Raw genomic sequence first — 17,650 nt, forward strand, 5'->3', positions numbered from 1 at the left:
GGGCACATGGAATTTGGCTTCACCACTGCCGCCTATGTCGTTGCGGCTGTTCTGTTCATCCTTTCACTCGGCGGACTGTCGAACCAGGAAAGCGCCAAGCGCGCGGTCTGGTATGGCATCGTCGGTATGGCGCTGGCGGTTTTTGCGACGCTGGTTGGTCCCGGCTCGGGCCTGTGGCTGCTGTCACTTCTGCTGATCGCGGGCGGTGGTCTGATCGGTCAATATGTGGCGCAGCGCGTACAGATGACCGAGATGCCGCAGCTGGTGGCCGCGATGCACTCGCTGGTTGGTCTGGCGGCTGTGTTCGTCGGGTTCAACGCGCATTTCGAGATCGGGAATGTTGCCGAAGTCTACGCGATTGCGGATGCCGCGAAAGAAATCGAACTCGATGGGTTGGGCGCTTTCGCCAAGCTGATCGCGAAAAAGACTCCGGCGGAGCTGGCGATTCTGCATGTTGAGCTGTTCCTCGGTATCTTCATCGGTGCGATCACCTTTACCGGATCGGTCGTCGCCTATGGCAAGTTGGCCGGTAAGGTGACTTCGGCGGCAACCAAGCTTCCGGGTGGTCACGCGCTGAACGCGGGTGCTGCGGCTTTGTCGCTTATCTGCCTGATCTGGTACACCAGTTCGGGTAGTTTCTTCCCGCTGCTCCTGATGACGCTGGCCGCGTTGTTCATCGGTTATCACCTGATCATGGGCATCGGTGGCGCCGATATGCCGGTGGTTGTGTCGATGCTGAACTCGTATTCAGGCTGGGCCGCAGCGGCGATCGGCTTCTCGCTGGGCAACGACCTGCTGATCGTGGTCGGAGCGCTGGTGGGCTCGTCCGGTGCGATCCTGTCCTACATCATGTGCAAGGCGATGAACCGTCACTTTGTCAGCGTGATCCTGGGCGGCTTTGGTGGCACATCAGGCCCCCAGATGGAGGTCGAGGGCGAGCAGGTGGCCATTGAGGCCGACGGTGTGGCCGCGGCTCTGAATGATGCCGACAGCGTGATCATCATCCCCGGTTACGGTATGGCGGTGGCGCAGGCGCAGCAGTCGGTCAGCGAACTGGTGCGTAAGCTGCGGGCCAGGGGCAAGAATGTGCGCTTTGCGATCCACCCGGTCGCGGGGCGTCTGCCCGGTCACATGAACGTGCTGCTGGCCGAAGCGAAGGTGCCGTATGACATCGTGATGGAAATGGACGAGATCAACGATGATTTCCCGGACACGGATGTGGCTATCGTCATCGGCTCGAACGACATCGTGAACCCTGCGGCGCAGGAGGACCCCAACAGCCCCATCGCCGGGATGCCGGTTCTGGAATGCTGGAAGGCCAAGCAGGTGTTTGTATCCAAGCGCGGTCAGGGCACCGGCTATTCGGGCATCGAAAACCCGCTGTTCTTCAAGGAGAACACCCGTATGTTCTATGGCGACGCCAAGGCATCGCTGGACAAACTGTTGCCGATGATCGACTGATCGACCGTTTCAACGAAATTGCAAAGGGCGCCTGCGGGCGCCCTTTTCTTTTTTTGTTTGCAGGAGGCGTTGCCTCCTGACCTCCAGGATATTTGGGCCAGATGAAGCGGGCGAATGTGGTACAATAGCTTCAAAGAAAGTTAAGCAGGAGCCGGGCTATGGAGAAGGTAAACGGCATAGGCGGCGTGTTTTTCCGTGCCAAAGATCCCAAAGCGCTGAGCGATTGGTATGAGACGCATCTGGGCGTGAAACATTATGACCCTGTGCCCTGGAAGCAGCGCGAAGGGGCTACGGTTTTCGCGCCTTTTGCACAGGACACGGATTACTTTGGCAGGGCTGATCAGCAATGGATGATCAATTTTCGGGTCGATGACCTTGGTGCCATGATCGCGCAGTTGGAAAACGCCGGAATAACGGTCGAAACCCGGCCCGAATGGGACAGCGCGGTGGGGAAATTCGCGCGTATCCACGATCCCGAAGGGAACCCGGTCGAGCTCTGGGAGCCAAATCAATAGGATAGCGGATTGTATACTGTTGTATTCTCTTAACTATCTGAAATAAAATGATAATTGATGTATTTCCCAAGCGGCGTATAGTGCCGGGAGCCTTGGGGAAAGAGTCATGACACCAATCGATGATCATCCGCTGCGCTATGCGCTGGCGAACGAATTGCACGCGCGGCCCTTCCCGGTCGCGGCGGCACCCTGTACCGTGGTCTTTCTGGCGATCAAGAAGACCGAGGCTGCGGCAGCACGGGATCGAGATCTGGATATGGCTCATCTGATCGATCTGTTGAACCGGCACGGTGCACTGCATCCGCAACCTGGTGCGACGCATTATGCGGGGCAGATCGGGCGGTACTGGCTGAAATGGGAACAGCACACCGAGTTTGTGACCTATACGGCCATCGCGCAGAATGTCAGCGACCGAGCCTTTAACCCGGCGGATTTCGAGGTCTTCCCACCCGACTGGCTGATGGCCAGCCCGGGGCAGCGGATCACTTCGATTATGATGCGTGCGGTTCAACGTATTGAGGATGCCCGGGTCACGCAGGCCCTGTCGGACTGGTTCGAGCCCGAGAGCCTCGCTGTCGCCCGTGTTCTGGATGACTCGGCCATATGCGCCAGCGATTTCCGCATCGATCCGGCCGGACACATGCGATTTGCACTGTTTGTGTCTGAAGGTGTCGGGCGACGCAGAACCGGGCGGGTTATCCAGCGCCTCTGCGAGATTGAAACCTATAAGGCGATGTCCATGCTTGGCTTTGCCCGCGTCAAAGATCTGATGCCACGCATCGGTGAGCTCGATCAGAAATTATCCGATCTGATGGTCGAAATGACGGACGATTCCGCAGCGCCTGATGATCTGTTGCCGCGCCTGTTGTCGATATCGACCGAGCTGGAGACCCTTTCCGCGCGCAGTTCGTTCCGATTCGGGGCGACCGGGGCCTACGAGGCGATCGTGAACCAGAGGATAGCGGTATTGCGCGAGGAACGGTTTCAGGGCCGTCAGAGCTTTGCCGATTTCATGATGCGCCGCTATGACCCGGCGATCCGCACGGTGAAATCCACCGAGCGCCGCCTGCAGGCCCTGTCTGACCGGGCCATTCGGGCAGGTGAGTTGCTGCGGACCCGCGTGGACGTTGAACGCAGCGCGCAGAACCAGGCATTGCTGGAGAGCATGGACCGTCGTGCCGATCTTGCGTTGCGGCTGCAGCACACGGTCGAGGGGCTCTCGGTGGTGGCGATCAGCTACTACGCGGTCTCGCTTGTCAGTTATCTGCTGTATCCGCTGACCGGTCTCGGGATCAGCAAGGGCGTGCTGACTGCAGCGGTGACGATGCCGGTCGTGCTGGGGGTATGGTTCGCCATTCACCAAATCCGCAGGCGGTTGGAATAGGCTGTATTTGCCAAATGCCAAGGGACCTGTAGAACGGATGTGATTTGGCAGGTTTCTCTTGAGGGTATTCCGTGATTGGTATTGTAACCGCCTGGCGCGCGGTCGCCGCCATGTTCATCCTGAATGGTGCATTGTTCGGCATTTGGGCTTCGCGTATCCCGGCGGTGCGCGACCGGCTGGAGCTGAGCCATGAGGCGCTGGGTTATGGTCTGCTGTTCATGGCCGCAGGTGCCGTGTGTTCCTTTCCCATCACCGGGAAACTGACGGATCGGTTCGGAGCCGTGACTATCACGCGGGTTATTGCGGTCCTCTACACCGCCTCGCTGATCCTGCTTGCGTTTGCCGACGGGTTCTGGGCGCTGGCGGTGTTTTTGTTTGTCTTTGGCGCCTTTCACGGTTCGATGGACGTCGCGATGAACGCCTGGGCGGCTGAGGTCGAACAAGCCTATGAAAAGCCGGTCATGTCTTCGTTCCACGCGATGTGGAGTCTTGGCGCCGGGCTGGGTGCGCTCAGTGGTTATGCAGCGGTTCAGATGGGGCTGACCGTGATGCAGCATTTTCTGTTGGCGGGGGGGATCGTGGTTGGGCTGGCCCTGTCCCTGTCCTGGGTGCGGTGGACGTCCCGGCAATCAGACGCCGCGAAAAGTTCGGTCTTTGCCTTGCCCTCCGGCGCTTTGATACTTGTCGGTTTCACCGCGCTGTGCGGCGCTTTGGGCGAAGGCGCCGTTGCGGATTGGAGCGCGATATTCCTGCGCGACGTCACCGGCGCGATTGAAAGCGTCGCTGCGCTTGGCTATGCGATCTTCTCGGTAACGATGGTGCTGTTCCGGTTGGCGGGTGGCTTTGTGATCTCCCGTTTCGGGCCTGTGGCGACGGCGCGTTTCGGCGGGATTTGCGCCGCAGCGGGTGTTTTTGCCGTGGTGTCGGCGGGTGAGTCAGGGCTGGCTCTGGCCGGGTTTGCTCTGATGGGGATCGGCTATGCCGTGATCATGCCTTTGGCGTTCAGCCGTGCTGCAAATGATCCGCATGTCCCGCCGGGGCAGGCGATCGCCAGTGTTGCGACTTTGGGGTACGGAGGGCTGCTGATCGGGCCGCCCCTGATCGGGTTTCTGGCCGAGTTGATCACCTTGAGACTGGCCTTTGCGGTACTGCTGCCGCTGGCTGTCCTGATCATCCTGTTGGCCGGCGCGCTGAGGCGCGCCGACTAAAATATCTTACCGCCCACGGATGCGGGGGTCGAGCGCGTCGCGTAAGCCATCGCCCAGATAGTTGACGCTCAGCACGGTCAGTGAAATCGCCAGACCAGGCCAGAACACGCGTTCGGGGTATTGCTGCAGATAGTCGACACCATCGAACAGCAGCCGACCCCATGTCGGGAAGTCCGGCGGAAAGCCCAACCCGAGGAAGGACAACGCGCTTTCCGTGATGATTGCTGTCGCGATCCCCAGCGTTGCAGATACCATGATAGGAGACAGCACATTCGGCAGGATATGCCGCGTGATGATCTGCGTGTTGCTGGTGCCGATAGACCGGGCTGCCAGTACGAATTCGCGCTCCTTGATGGCCAGCACATCACCACGCACGATCCGTGCCGTCGGCATCCACGAGGTAATGCCGATGGCGCAGACGATGAGGATGAAGATTCCGCGCTCCAGCCCGAAAGCGGCCGAGAGCGGTTCGCGGAACAGCAGCATCATGACCAGCAGCAGCGGCAGCAGAGGAAGCGCCAGAAACAGATCGGTCAGGCGCATCAGTGGACCGTCAAGGCGTTTGAAGAACCCGGCAACCACGCCGATCAATGACCCGAGGAACAGCGCCAGCAGCATTGCGGTGATACCCACCGAAACTGAGGTCTGTCCCCCCGACATCATGCGCGCCAGAATATCGCGGCCCAACTGGTCGGTCCCAAAGGGATGCGCCCAACTGGGGCCCTGATTGCGTGCGCGGATGTCGATCTGCGTAGGGTCGATGCTCCAGAGGTAAGGCCCCAGATAAACGCCAGCGACGATGAAGATGAACAACACTGCCCCGATCATCGCACCTTTGTGAGTCTTGAACTGATCCCACACATCCCGCCACTGGCTACTTGGTGGGGTGGTGAACTCTTCCATGACACCCGCCGCCCCGGGCAAGACGGTTGATACGGGAACGATCCCTTCATCCGGAACAAGTGAGTCAGTGCGATCATGATCAGTCATAACGAATCCTCGGATCCAGGATGCCATAGAGAACATCGGCGATCAGGTTGAACAACACGATCAGCACGGCAAAGATGAAGGTCAACGTCTGCACCATGGGCAGGTCGTTGGCCTGGATCGCGCCGATCAGCAACTGGCCGATACCGTTCACCTTGAACACCTGCTCGGTGATGATGGCGCCGCCAAAGATCGCCGGGATACCCAGCGCGATCACGGTAACGACCGGGATCATCGAGTTGCGCAGGACATGAACCATGACCACGGTGTATTCGCTCAGCCCCTTGGCGCGGGCGGTGCGCACGTAATCCTGATTGAGGTTGTCCAGCATCGAGGCGCGCATGAAGCGGCTCAGCTGCGCGGTGATCTGCAACGCCAGAACCATAACTGGCATGATCATCTGTTTCAGTTGCAACATGAAACTGTCCCAACTGTTGACCACCAGCGTGGTGTCATAGATCGACGGGAACCAGCCCAGTTGAACCGAAAAGATCACGATCACCAGAACGCCCGAGAAGAAGGGCGGAACCGAGAATCCGACCATCGACACGAAGGTGCCCATCTGGTCGAACCAGGAATACTGGCGATAGGCCGAATAGATGCCGATCGGCAGAGCGATCAGGATGGCAACCACGTAAGCGGTGCCGACAACCCACAGGGTCTGCGGGATACGCTGAACGACGATGTCCATAACGGGCGAGCGGGTCTGCCACGAAATCACGCGCAGGTCACCTTCGGAGAAGGTTGTGCCAAAGATCGAGTCGATCAGCACCTGCGGTTCGATCCAGAAAAATTGCACGATCCATTTCCAGAACCGGATATGCATCGGCTGGCCGAGGCCAAGCGCTTCGCGCATCTTCTCTTTGACTTCGGGCGGAACAGTGAGTGGAACCTGCGCCATCGGATCGCCGGGTGCGAGTTCGAGGAGCAGGAAGATGACGAGACTGATGAACAAAAGCGTTGGAACCGCCAGCACCAGTCGTCTGATTGTGAAATTGAGCATCAAGAGGCGCCTTTATATGCGTCTTCTTTTTGGGGTGGTGTGCAGATGACCGCGCCCCGATATCGGTCGGGGCGCGGCATTGCAAGTCAGTCTCAGGAGCCGGTCTTGCGGTACCAGTCCGCGGCGTTCCACAGCTCGCTGTCCCAAACGTTCAGGACAACGCCACCCAATGTGTTTGCGTGTGCCGACAGACGACCACGGTGAACCAGCGGGATCATGCCGCCGTTTTCAACGATGATGTCGTTCAGCTGTTTCGCGATCTCGGCGCGCTGCTCAAGACCGGCGGTTTCGGCCAGTTTGGCGTGCAGCTTGTCGAATTCCTCGTTGCAGAAGCGGCTGATGTTCTCACCCTGCCACTGCGTATCAGGACGCGGAGCTTTGTCACACAGGCCGTTGCCCAGATAGGACTGCGGGTCGGTGCCGTTGAAGGTGTTGGCGTACATTTCAACGTCGGCATAGAACTTCTGGAAGGTGTCCGGCGACCCCGGGTCACCACCGAAGAAGACCGATGCGTTGATGTTGCGCAGCTCGGTTTCCACGCCGATCTGGCTCCACCATTCCTTGATCAGCGCCTGAAAGTCCTGACGGACCGCGTTGGTCGAGGTCTGATAGACGATCTTCAACGGTACGCCGTCTTTTTCGCGGATGCCGTCTCCATCGGTATCAACAATGCCCGCTTCGTCCAGCAGCGCGTTTGCGCCGTCAATGTCCTGCGTGTCGCAGGTCATCGAGGTCGAGTTGAACGCTGTCGGGGCCGGAACCCAGTTACAGGTCACTTTACCTGCCTGGCCGTAGCCGATTTCCACCAGCAGCGGCCGGTCGATGGCCATGGACAGCGCTTTGTAGACGGCCGGGTCCTGCAGGAACGGGTGCGGATGCTGAGCGGTCGAACGCTCACCTTCCGGCAGATCGGGCGAGGGGTTGGTCTGGTTCAGCATGATCCGCTCGACCAACGGGCCAAAGCCTGCGACCGGCGTGCCTTTGCCGCCTGCTTCCATCTGCGCGATCACCTCGGGTGCCAGCTGCAGGTTCCAGGCATAGTCGAACTCGCCTGTTTCCATAACCGCGCGGCCAGCCGCGGTTGCATCGCCGCCACCTTTGAAGGTTACGGTAGCAAAGGCCGGTTTCGCCGGATCACGATAGTTTTCGTTGGCCTTGAAGGTGATCACGTCGTTCGGTTTGAACTCGGTGACAACAAACGGTCCGGTGCCGATTGGGTTAAAGTTCTCTTCGGTGCATTCGGGCGCTTTTGCACCCATGCAGTCCGCGAACTGAGCGGCCTGGATAATCGGGCTTTCGCCACCCACAAAGGGTCCGTAAGGGAAGGGGGTCGGTGCGTCGAACGTGACTTTTACGGTCAAATCATCCAACGCCTCGACGCTGGTGACGCCTTCGTATTTCGTTACCTGAGCACAGCCGCCATCGGGGTCCATGCAGTAGTTTGCGGTGAACACAACATCTGCCGAAGTGAACGGCGTGCCATCGGACCAGGTGATTCCCGGTGCGATTTTCCAGGTGATCGAGGTCAGGTCTTCGCTGACGCCGCCATTCTCAACGGTTGGAATCTCGGCGGCCAGATAGGGCACCATGTTGCCGTCCTGGTCGTAGCGGGCCAACGGCTCAATCACCAACGAGGCCGCTTCCACATCCTTGGTGCCGCCCGACAAAAACGGGTTCAGGATCGACGGGGCTTGCCAGTAAATGATGCTGACATTGCCGTCCGATCCACGCTCGGCCATGGCCATCGGGGCCATTGCCGTGCTTGCAATCGCACCAAGCAAAAGGGTTTTGATTTTCATCATACACTCCATGTTGGACACATACGTGTCTCGATTATCTCCGCGATGCCCGCGGGTTGGGCGTGGCCGTTTCAGGGTTTAAGAATCTGAAATCAAACGAAAACGATTGCTTCGTTAGTCTGTTTTCCGTTCTCTCCCAATAACGGTTACGCGGCGTATCGAAACAGAGTTTTGGAAAATTGCAAGCCTTGGCGTAGGGAAAAGCTGCAATGGGTTTGACTTTTCCCGCCGCCCCGCCGTAGCGTTTGGCACTCAATCCGAAAAGCCGCCAAGGGGAGAGCGCGCGTGCTGGATCAGCCTATTGCCCAGATCAAAAAACTGCGGGTCGAATTTCAAACAAAGGACGGCCCGGTGGTCGGGGTCGAGAATGTCTCATTCGAGGTCAATCCGGGCGAAACCGTCTGTATCGTTGGCGAATCGGGGTCGGGTAAGTCGGTTTCATCCCTTTCGCTGATGCGCTTGGTAGAGTTCGGCGGTGGTGAAATTGCCGGGGGGCAGTTGCTGTTCGATCGTCGCGATGGCGAAGAATTGGACCTGTCCGGTGCCGATCAGGATCTGATGAAGCAGATTCGCGGAAATGAGATCGGAATGATCTTTCAGGAACCGATGACGGCCCTCAATCCGGTGTTCACCGTTGGTCGGCAACTCACTGAAGGCTTGCGAATCCACAAGGACATGAACAAGGCGCAGGCTGAAGAACGCGCGCTGGAGTTGCTGCGTCAGGTGCGCATCCCCGAACCTGAGCGGCGCCTGAAACAGTATCCGCATGAACTGTCCGGTGGTATGCGCCAGCGCGTGGTTATCGCCATGGCGATGGCGTGTGAGCCGCGCCTGCTGATCGCGGACGAGCCCACCACTGCGCTGGATGTGACCATTCAGGCCGAGATTTTGGCGCTGATGGACCGTCTCAAGCGCGAAACGGGCACGGCGGTGATGTTCATCACCCATGACATGGCGGTGGTCGCGCAGATGGCCGACCGCGTTGTGGTTATGTTCCGCGGCAACAAGGTTGAGGAGGGGACGGTCAACGAAATCTTCGAAAACCCGCAACATGATTACACCAAGGCGCTGTTGGCGGCCGTTCCGAAACTGGGTGAAATGCAGGGTAAAGCAGCACCTGAACCGATGAAACTGCTGGGTGAGGAAGGTCAGAAAATCGCGCCGATCCCGGGCACTGACGAAGTTCTGCTGACCGTAAAGAACCTGACCACGCGCTTCGCTGTCAAAGGTGGATTGCTGCGCCGCACGATTTCGAACGTACATGCGGTTGAAGATGTCTCTTTTACGCTGAACCGGGGGCAGACACTTAGTCTGGTAGGCGAATCGGGCTGTGGGAAGTCCTCGGCGGGGCGTTCGATCCTGCGGCTGGTTGAGCCGATGGCGGGAGAGGTCGATCTGGACGGTGTCGACATCATGAAGCTGGATCAGGCCGGGCTGCGTAAGGCGCGGCTGGATATGCAGATGATCTTTCAGGACCCGTTCGCCTCGCTTAACCCGCAGATGCAGCTGATCGATCAGGTGGCGGAGCCGATGCGCAACTATGGTGTCGCGTCGGGTTCCGAACTGCAGGATCGTGTCGCGCAACTGTTCGACAAGGTGCAACTGCCCCGCAGTTTCATGCGCCGCTTCCCGCATGAGATGTCGGGTGGTCAGCGTCAGCGGATCGCAATCGCCCGCGCCCTGGCCCTAAACCCCAAGCTGATTATCGCGGACGAGGCCGTTTCGGCTCTGGACGTCTCGGTTCAGGCGCAGGTTCTGAACCTGATGATGGAACTGCAATCCGAGCTTAACCTCAGCTATCTGTTCATCAGCCATGATATGGCCGTGGTCGAACGGGTCAGCCATCATGTCGGTGTGATGTATCTGGGACGGATCGTCGAACTGGGCCCGCGTGCGCGCGTATTTGAAAACCCGCAGCACCCCTATACGCAGGCCCTTATGAAGGCGGTGCCGATTGCCGATCCAAACAAGCGGAAATCGGAGAAAGACCTGAATTTCAAACCGATCCCCTCTCCTATTCATCCGATCGGATACAAGCCGGAGCCGTCGGAATACAATGAGGTTGAGCCCGGCCATTTTGTGCTGACCACAGACAGCGGGTACTGAGCCTTATGGCTGAACGCCTGACGCCGCTTGAGATCATGACCCGGCTGATCTCGTACCCGACTGTCAGCCGCGACACAAACCTGCCGCTGGTGGATTGGGTCGAGGATTATCTGCAAAGTCACGGGATTGGCTCTCATCGTTGGCCCGACCCGGAGCAGCCGCACAAGGCGGCATTGTTCGCCCATGTCGGACCGTGGGAGGAAGGCGCCATCGTGCTTTCGGGACACACGGATGTCGTACCCGTCGATGGACAGCCCTGGGATACCGATCCATTCGTCGTAACCCTTAAAGACGGCAGGTATTTCGGGCGCGGCACCTGCGATATGAAGGGTTTTGATGCTCTGGCGATCTGGGCCTTGGTCGAGGCACATTATGCTGGTGTCAGACGCCCCCTTCAACTGGCGCTGAGCTTTGATGAAGAGGTCGGCTGCACCGGTGCGCCGCCTATGATCGAGGCGATGCAAAAGGTTTTGCCCAAGGGCTCGGCCGTGATTGTGGGCGAGCCGTCGATGATGCAGGCCGTCACTGGTCACAAAGGTGGGTTTGGGTATGCCACGCATATGGTGGGTTTCGAAGTTCATAGCTCGATCATGCACACGGGCGTCAATGCGATCATGGAGGCTGCACCGCTGATCGACTGGGCCAACAAGCGCAATGCTGAGAATATGGCGGCACAACCGTCGGACATTGCTGCGGTGTTCAACCCACCCTGGACAACCTGTCATGTTGGGATGATCGATGGGGGTACGGCGCATAACATCACCGCCAAGGATTGTCGGTTCATGATGGATTTCCGGGTTGTGCCGGGCGAAAGCGCAGATCAGTGGCGCGACGCTTATCTCGATGAGGTCCGGCAAGCCGAAGCACGGATGCAGGCGGTCCACCCTGAGACGCGCATAGAGGTTGCGGAAGACTTTGCGGTACCGGCCCTGATCCCCGAAGACGGAGGTGAGGCCGAGGCACTTGTGCGCTCACTTACCGGCGATAACGCGACCCATGTTGTCAGTTATGGAACCGAGGCCGGGCAGTTTCAGGAAGCGGGCTATTCGGCTGTGATCTGCGGGCCCGGAGACATTGCTCAGGCGCATCAACCCAACGAATTTATCGAGGTTGCGCAATTCGATCAGGGCCATAAGTTCATGCAGAAACTGGTCGGGGTATTGTCCCGTTAACGACCCGGAGGGAGACTGAAATGCCTGTCAAGAACCGGCTTGCGGAAATGCATGGCGAGATCACTGGGTGGCGCCGCCATCTGCACGCGCATCCCGAGTTGATGTACGATGTACAGGAAACTGCGGCCTTTGTGGTCGACCGGCTGAAAGAGTTTGGCGTCGACGAGATCACACCGGGTATCGGTCAAACCGGCGTCGTGGCGGTGATCAAAGGCCGACAGGACACCAATGGCCGCGTCATTGGTTTGCGCGCCGACATGGATGCGTTGCCGATTGAAGAGGCAACCGGGCTGGACTATGCCTCGACCGTGTCGGGTAAAATGCACGCGTGTGGGCATGACGGGCATACATCGATGCTGCTTGGGGCAGCCCAATATCTGGCCGAGACGCGGAATTTCGATGGCACTGTTGTCTTGATCTTCCAGCCGGCCGAAGAAGGTGGGGCAGGTGGTCTGGCCATGTGTCAGGACGGGCTGATGGATCGCTGGGGCATTCAGGAAGTCTATGGTATGCACAACATGCCAGGGCTGCCGGTCGGGGAATTCGCCATCCGACCCGGTGCACTGCTTGCCTCGTCCGATGAGTTCGAGATTGTTGTGACCGGCAAAGGAGGTCACGCGGCTGCACCCCATGATGCGGTCGATACCACTTTGGTGGCTTCTCACATTGTTGTGGCTTTACAGTCGGTTGTATCGCGCACGGTTGATCCGATCAAACGCGTTGTGCTGACCGTAGGAACGTTTGAAACTGACAGTGTGGCGTCAAACGTGATCGCACACACGGTGCGTTTACAGGGAACCGTTCGCACGCTGGACCCCGAATACCGCAAAATCGCCGAGGAACGCGTGCGCCGGATCGCTGAAGACACGGCCTCGGCCTTTGAAGCAACGGCAGCGATGACTTGGACGCCGGGTTATCCGGTGACGGTGAATTCCGAGGTCGAGACCGGCTATGCCGCCGACGCCGCAGAGGCGGTGGCAGGCAAGGTCAATGACAACACCGATCCGATCATGCCGTCGGAAGATTTCGCCTACATGCTTGAAGAACGGCCCGGAGCCTACATCTTTATCGGGAACGGGGACACGGCCATGTGCCACCACCCGGAATACAATTTCGACGACGACGCAATTCCCGCCGGCTGCAGCTGGTTTGCCGAGCTGGTGGAACGACGATTGCCCGTCACCTGACAAACAGCGGAGGATCACATGCCAATCAAGAACCGCCTTGCGGAAATGCACGAAGAAATCACCGGTTGGCGACGGGACATACATCAGCACCCCGAGATCCTCTATGACACGCACCGCACCAGCGCACTGGTGGCTGAAAAGTTGAAAGAGTTCGGCTGTGATGAGGTGGTGACCGGGATTGGCCGGACCGGGGTCGTTGGCATGATCAAAGGCAAAACCGATACGCAGGGCCGTGTCATCGGTCTGCGCGCGGATATGGACGCGCTGCCGATGCAGGAACAGACTGGCCTTGACTATGCCTCTAAAACCAGCGGCGCCATGCACGCCTGTGGCCATGACGGGCACACGGCGATGGTTTTGGGCGCTGCAAAATATCTGTCTGAAACACGGAACTTCGACGGCGCAGCCATCGTTATTTTCCAACCGGCGGAAGAAGGTGGCAACGGAGCTGAAGCCATGTGCAAGGATGGTCTGATGGACCGTTTCGGCATTCAGGAAGTGTATGCCATGCACAATGTGCCGGGTCTGGAAACCGGTCAGTTCGCTATCCGGTCGGGGCCATTGCTGGCAGCGGCGGACGAGTTTGATATCCACCTTGACGGGCGTGGCGGACACGCGGCCAAGCCACATGAAACAATCGATACAACGGTGATGCTGTCGCAATTGATCGTCGCTCTGCAAACCATCGTGTCGCGCAACGCTGACCCGATACTGCAGGCAGTGTTGTCGGTGACATCGGTCGAGACGTCCTCGAAAGCGTTCAACGTGATCCCTCAGTCAGCGCAGGTGAAGGGCACCGTGCGAACCCATTCCAACGAGATGCGTGATCTGATCGAACAGCGCCTGAGCGAGGTGGTTCAGGGGATTGCAGAGACATTCGGCGGAACTGCGACGGTCACCTACAAACGCGGTGTCCCGGTCACGATCAATGCCGAGGAACAGACCGGTTACGCTGCTGAGGCTGCAGTGTCGGTTGGTGGCAGCTGTGGTGAGGCCCCCATGGTGATGGGCGGTGAGGATTTCTCGTTCATGTTGGAAGAGCGGCCCGGAGCCTTCATCATCCTGGGCAACGGCGATAGCGCCGGTTTGCACCACCCCGAATACAATTTCAACGACGAGATCATCCCGATGGGGTGTTCGTGGTTTGCCGAAATGGTCGAGCGCCGGATGCCGGCTGCTTGAGTTAGCAGAGAGAGAAAGACATGCCAGTTAAGAACCGATTTGCCGAATTGCAGGATGAAATCACCGCATGGCGACAGGACATTCATGAAAACCCCGAGATCCTGTTCGAAACTCACCGCACCAGCGCTCTGGTCGCAGACAAGCTGAAAGAGTTCGGCTGTGACGAGGTCGTCACCGGGATCGGCCGCACCGGGGTTGTCGGTGTGATCAAGGGGAAATCGGACTCGAAAGGCAAAGTCATCGGTCTGCGCGCCGACATGGATGCGCTGCCGATCCACGAGGCGACAGGGTTGGATTACGCGTCGAAAACCGATGGCGCAATGCATGCCTGCGGTCATGACGGACATACGGCGATGTTGTTGGGGGCGGCAAAATACCTGTCTGAGACGCGAAATTTCGATGGCACCGTGGTGGTGATCTTCCAGCCTGCCGAAGAAGGTGGCGGCGGTGGTCGCGAGATGTGCGAAGACGGTATGATGGAGCGCTGGAACATCCAGGAGGTCTATGGAATGCACAACTGGCCGGGGCGTCCGGTGGGCAGCTTCTCCATTCGTCCGGGCTCGTTCTTCGCGGCGACCGATCAGTTTGACATCACCTTTGAGGGGCGCGGTGGTCATGCTGCCAAGCCGCAGGAGACGGTGGACACAACCGTGATGACGGCGCAGGCGGTTCTGGCGCTGCAGACAATTGCCTCGCGCAATGCGGACCCCATCGATCAGGTCGTGGTGTCGGTGACATCGTTCGAGACGTCGTCGAAAGCGTTCAACGTCATCCCGCAGACGGTGCAGATTAAAGGCACCGTGCGCACCATGAGCAAGGAGATGCGTGATCTGGCCGAGAAGCGGATCAATGAAATTTGCAACGGTGTTGCCGCAACATTCGGTGGCACGGCGGATGTGACCTATATTCGCGGTTATCCGGTGATGGTGAACAGCGACGAGCAGACGGATTTTGCGGCCGAGGTGGCGAAATCGGTATCCGGTAGCTGCGATGAAGCACCTCTGGTCATGGGCGGTGAGGACTTTGCCTTTATGCTGGAGGAGCGCCCGGGGGCGTATATCCTGGTGGGCAATGGCGATACGGCTGCGGTGCATCACCCGGAATACAACTTCAACGACGAAGCCATTCCAGCCGGATGCAGCTGGTGGGCTGAAATTGTCGAACAACGTATGCCTGCGGCCTGAGGGGTTGAAGCGAGGGGCCAGCCCCTCGCGCTCCCCGGGATATTTTCGGCCAGATGAAGGGGGGCGGTGCGTTTTGTCAGTTGAGCGACAGGCGGGAACAGAGCGTATTGATCACCGTGTCCAGCGCGGATTCCTGTGTATTCACACAGGCTTTGGCCGCCGTTTGTGAGGCAGCTAACGCAGATTCGTCTGACAGCCAGAGGGCAACGGCATCTGATAACGTGCTGGCCGAGTTGATCTGGACCGCGCCTCCGGTTTCGATCATTGGTTCGAAGGTTTCGGAAAAGTTGAAATAACCCGGCCCGGTGATCACTGCGGCCCCCGCCTGCGCGGGTTCAAAGGGATTGTGACCGCCGATTTCCTTCAGCGATCCCCCCAGGAATACGATCGGGCAAAGCGCGTACCAGGTTCCGGTTTCACCCAAAGTATCAGCGACATAAACCTGTGTGTCTGGCGTAATCGGCTGACCCGTGCTGCGTTGCGCTGTGGACATACCGGCGTCGTTGGTGAGGTTTAGGACCTCGCCCCTGCGTTCAGGGTGGCGCGGGATCAGCAGCAGCAGGAGGTCGGGCCAGCGCTGCAGCAATTGCCTGTGAGCCTGCAGAACGATGTCCTCTTCGCCTGTATGCGTGGAACTGGCGATCCACAACGGGCGGTTCGCTATCTGAGTCCCGATATCGGTCAGGGTTTCCTGATCCACTGGCAACGGATCGGACATGGCTTTGAGGTTGGTGCCGGGTTCAATACGGTCCGCATCAGCGCCCATGTCGATCAGGTTATCGGCGGTTCTACTGTTCTGGGTCAAAAACACGTTGAAATGACCCAGAATGAAGCGTGCGGTGTTTGGACGCTTTTTCCAACCGGTGACCGATTTTTCAGACAGTCGCGCATTGAGCAGTGCCAGCGGCGTGCCCCGTTTGGCGGTCTCCACAATCAGGCGGGGCCAGATTTCGCTTTCGACAAAGATCCCGGCATCAGGCTTCCAGTGGTCCAGAAATCGCCGCACCGGAGCGGCGCTGTCCAGTGGCGGGTATTGGTGGCGGGTGCGCGGGGGCAGGCGCTGGGCGATCAGCGCTGCGGACGTTGGAGTGCCCGAGGTGATCAGGAACTCGGTAGTGGGCAGACGCTTGGCCAAGCGCCGGATCAGGCTCAGGACCGAGAGGCTTTCACCCACGCTGGCGGCGTGAAACCAGATCAGTTGCCCTTTGGGGCGGGGCAGGCTGGCGTGGCCGAGCCGTTCCTGCTGGCGATTCTCGGGAACACCCGCAGCTTGCAGTTTGCTGCGCACTTTGTGCCAGACCAGTGGTCCGGCAATTGTGGTGAGACCGCAGTACAGGTTGTACAGCAGCGTCGGCTGTGCGCGGGTATCGGGCATTTCAGCCGCCCGTATGGCTCATATGGCGGCTCATCTGGCCGTCGATTGCCTGCCGGGAATAGTCGAAGTCATGGCCCTTGGGTTTGAGGTTGATCGCGGTGCGGATCGCATCCTCAAGCGGCTGCTCGGTATCAGGGTGATCCCGCAGCGCGCCACGCAGGTCGGCCATGTCTTCCTGCCCGAGGCACATGTACAACTCACCCGTGCAGGTCAGGCGCACGCGATTGCAGCTTTCGCAGAAATTATGGGACAACGGCGTGATGAAGCCGATTTTCTGACCGGTTTCTTCAAGTCGGACATAGCGGGCCGGCCCGCCGGTGCGTTCCGTCAGATCGGTGACGGTATAGTGGCTTTCGTATTCCTTGCGAACGTCCTTGAGAGACCAGTACTGATCAAGCCGGTCTTCATTGCCGATATCGCCCATGGGCATGACCTCGATCCAGGTCAGGTCCATATCACGCTCGGCGCACCATTCGGTGATTCTGGGCAATTCGGGCTCGTTGAAGCCCTTCAGAGCCACGGCGTTGATCTTGATCCGCAGCCCGGCTTTCTGCGCTGCATCGATGCCGTTCAGCACCTGTTTCAGGCGGCCCCAGCGGGTGACCCGGGCGAACTTATCGTCGTCCAGTGTATCCAGAGAGACATTCACGCGCCGCACTCCGGCCGCATAAAGATCATCCGAGAAACGATGCAGCTGAGAGCCATTGGTGGTCAGCGTGAGCTCTTTTAACGCGCCGCTGTCCAGATGCCGGGTCATGCTGTTGAAAAAGCTCATGATATTGCGACGGACCAGAGGTTCGCCCCCGGTGATGCGCAGTTTCTCGACGCCCATATTCACGAAGGTCGTGCACATCCGATCAAGTTCCTCCAGCGTCAGCAGGTCTTTCTTCGGCAGAAAGGTCATGTTCTCGGACATGCAATAGACGCAGCGGAAGTCGCAGCGATCCGTAACGGAGACGCGAAGATAGGTGATGGCGCGGGCAAACGGGTCGATAAGCGGAGCTGTCATGGCTCATAGGTAAAGCGGAGGCCGGTTCGCGGCAAGGGTCAACTGCGTTTTGGGCTGGTACAGATAGGCGCAGGGCAC

At 58.9% G+C, this 17,650-nt stretch carries 14 protein-coding genes; 9 read left to right on the top strand and 5 right to left on the bottom strand.

Translation table 11 applies throughout. The annotated features are described in order from the left end of the window. The first annotated feature begins 6 nt into the window (after positions 1–6). The 4 genes from RA27_RS01180 to RA27_RS01195 all read left to right on the top strand — a co-directional run bounded on the left by RA27_RS01180 (position 7) and on the right by RA27_RS01195 (position 4,568). Positions 7–1,461: an NAD(P)(+) transhydrogenase (Re/Si-specific) subunit beta gene (locus RA27_RS01180; protein WP_039534185.1), complete on the top strand. Its 1,455-nt coding sequence runs from the start codon at positions 7–9 to the stop codon at positions 1,459–1,461. Between the two features lie 158 nt (positions 1,462–1,619). After that, positions 1,620–1,976: a VOC family protein gene (locus tag RA27_RS01185; protein ID WP_039534187.1), complete on the top strand. Its 357-nt coding sequence runs from the start codon at positions 1,620–1,622 to the stop codon at positions 1,974–1,976. 106 nt (positions 1,977–2,082) lie between these two features. After that, positions 2,083–3,360 carry a DUF3422 domain-containing protein gene (locus tag RA27_RS01190; RefSeq protein ID WP_039534190.1) on the top strand — a complete coding sequence of 426 codons (1,278 nt, stop codon included), beginning with the start codon at positions 2,083–2,085 and terminating at the stop codon, positions 3,358–3,360. Between the two features lie 71 nt (positions 3,361–3,431). After that, on the top strand, positions 3,432–4,568 hold the full coding sequence (locus RA27_RS01195) for an MFS transporter (RefSeq protein ID WP_039534192.1): 1,137 nt from the start codon (positions 3,432–3,434) through the stop codon (positions 4,566–4,568). 6 nt (positions 4,569–4,574) lie between these two features. Here the strand turns inward: RA27_RS01195 and RA27_RS01200 are convergent, their stop codons facing one another. The 3 genes from RA27_RS01200 to RA27_RS01210 all read right to left on the bottom strand — a co-directional run bounded on the left by RA27_RS01200 (position 4,575) and on the right by RA27_RS01210 (position 8,357). After that, positions 4,575–5,558: an ABC transporter permease gene (locus RA27_RS01200; protein ID WP_039534194.1), complete on the bottom strand. Its 984-nt coding sequence runs from the start codon at positions 5,556–5,558 to the stop codon at positions 4,575–4,577. Beyond that, the gene (locus tag RA27_RS01205) at positions 5,551–6,558 is read right to left on the bottom strand and encodes an ABC transporter permease (RefSeq protein ID WP_039534198.1); all 1,008 of its coding nucleotides are present in this window, start codon (positions 6,556–6,558) and stop codon (positions 5,551–5,553) included. The genes RA27_RS01200 and RA27_RS01205 overlap by 8 nt, the downstream gene beginning before the upstream one ends. A 92-nt stretch (positions 6,559–6,650) precedes the next feature. After that, the gene (locus RA27_RS01210) at positions 6,651–8,357 is read right to left on the bottom strand and encodes a peptide ABC transporter substrate-binding protein (protein WP_039536774.1); all 1,707 of its coding nucleotides are present in this window, start codon (positions 8,355–8,357) and stop codon (positions 6,651–6,653) included. 285 nt (positions 8,358–8,642) lie between these two features. Here RA27_RS01210 and RA27_RS01215 point away from each other — a divergent pair, with 285 nt between their 5' ends. From RA27_RS01215 to RA27_RS01235, 5 genes are read left to right on the top strand one after another with little or no spacing between them, the layout of a single operon-like run. Then, complete coding sequence (locus RA27_RS01215; RefSeq protein ID WP_039534200.1) at positions 8,643–10,463, top strand: ABC transporter ATP-binding protein; 1,821 nt, start codon at positions 8,643–8,645, stop codon at positions 10,461–10,463. Positions 10,464–10,468: 5 nt separating this feature from the next. Beyond that, entirely contained in the window at positions 10,469–11,635 is a 1,167-nt protein-coding gene (gene argE / locus RA27_RS01220; RefSeq protein WP_039534203.1) for an acetylornithine deacetylase, read from the top strand. 20 nt (positions 11,636–11,655) lie between these two features. Then, positions 11,656–12,822: a M20 aminoacylase family protein gene (locus RA27_RS01225; protein WP_039534205.1), complete on the top strand. Its 1,167-nt coding sequence runs from the start codon at positions 11,656–11,658 to the stop codon at positions 12,820–12,822. 18 nt (positions 12,823–12,840) lie between these two features. Further along, positions 12,841–14,004 (top strand): M20 aminoacylase family protein, encoded by a 1,164-nt coding sequence (locus RA27_RS01230; RefSeq protein WP_039534207.1) that lies wholly within the window; start codon positions 12,841–12,843, stop codon positions 14,002–14,004. Between the two features lie 20 nt (positions 14,005–14,024). Further along, positions 14,025–15,188 (top strand): M20 aminoacylase family protein, encoded by a 1,164-nt coding sequence (locus RA27_RS01235; protein WP_039534209.1) that lies wholly within the window; start codon positions 14,025–14,027, stop codon positions 15,186–15,188. A gap of 76 nt (positions 15,189–15,264) precedes the next feature. Here the strand turns inward: RA27_RS01235 and RA27_RS01240 are convergent, their stop codons facing one another. Beyond that, complete coding sequence (locus RA27_RS01240; RefSeq protein WP_039534212.1) at positions 15,265–16,563, bottom strand: 3-deoxy-D-manno-octulosonic acid transferase; 1,299 nt, start codon at positions 16,561–16,563, stop codon at positions 15,265–15,267. A gap of 1 nt (position 16,564) precedes the next feature. Further along, entirely contained in the window at positions 16,565–17,572 is a 1,008-nt protein-coding gene (gene moaA / locus RA27_RS01245) for a GTP 3',8-cyclase MoaA (protein ID WP_039534213.1), read from the bottom strand. Between the last annotated feature and the right edge of the window lie 78 nt (positions 17,573–17,650).

The sequence above is a fragment of the Ruegeria sp. ANG-R genome (assembly GCF_000813985.1).
Classification (GTDB): domain Bacteria; phylum Pseudomonadota; class Alphaproteobacteria; order Rhodobacterales; family Rhodobacteraceae; genus Ruegeria.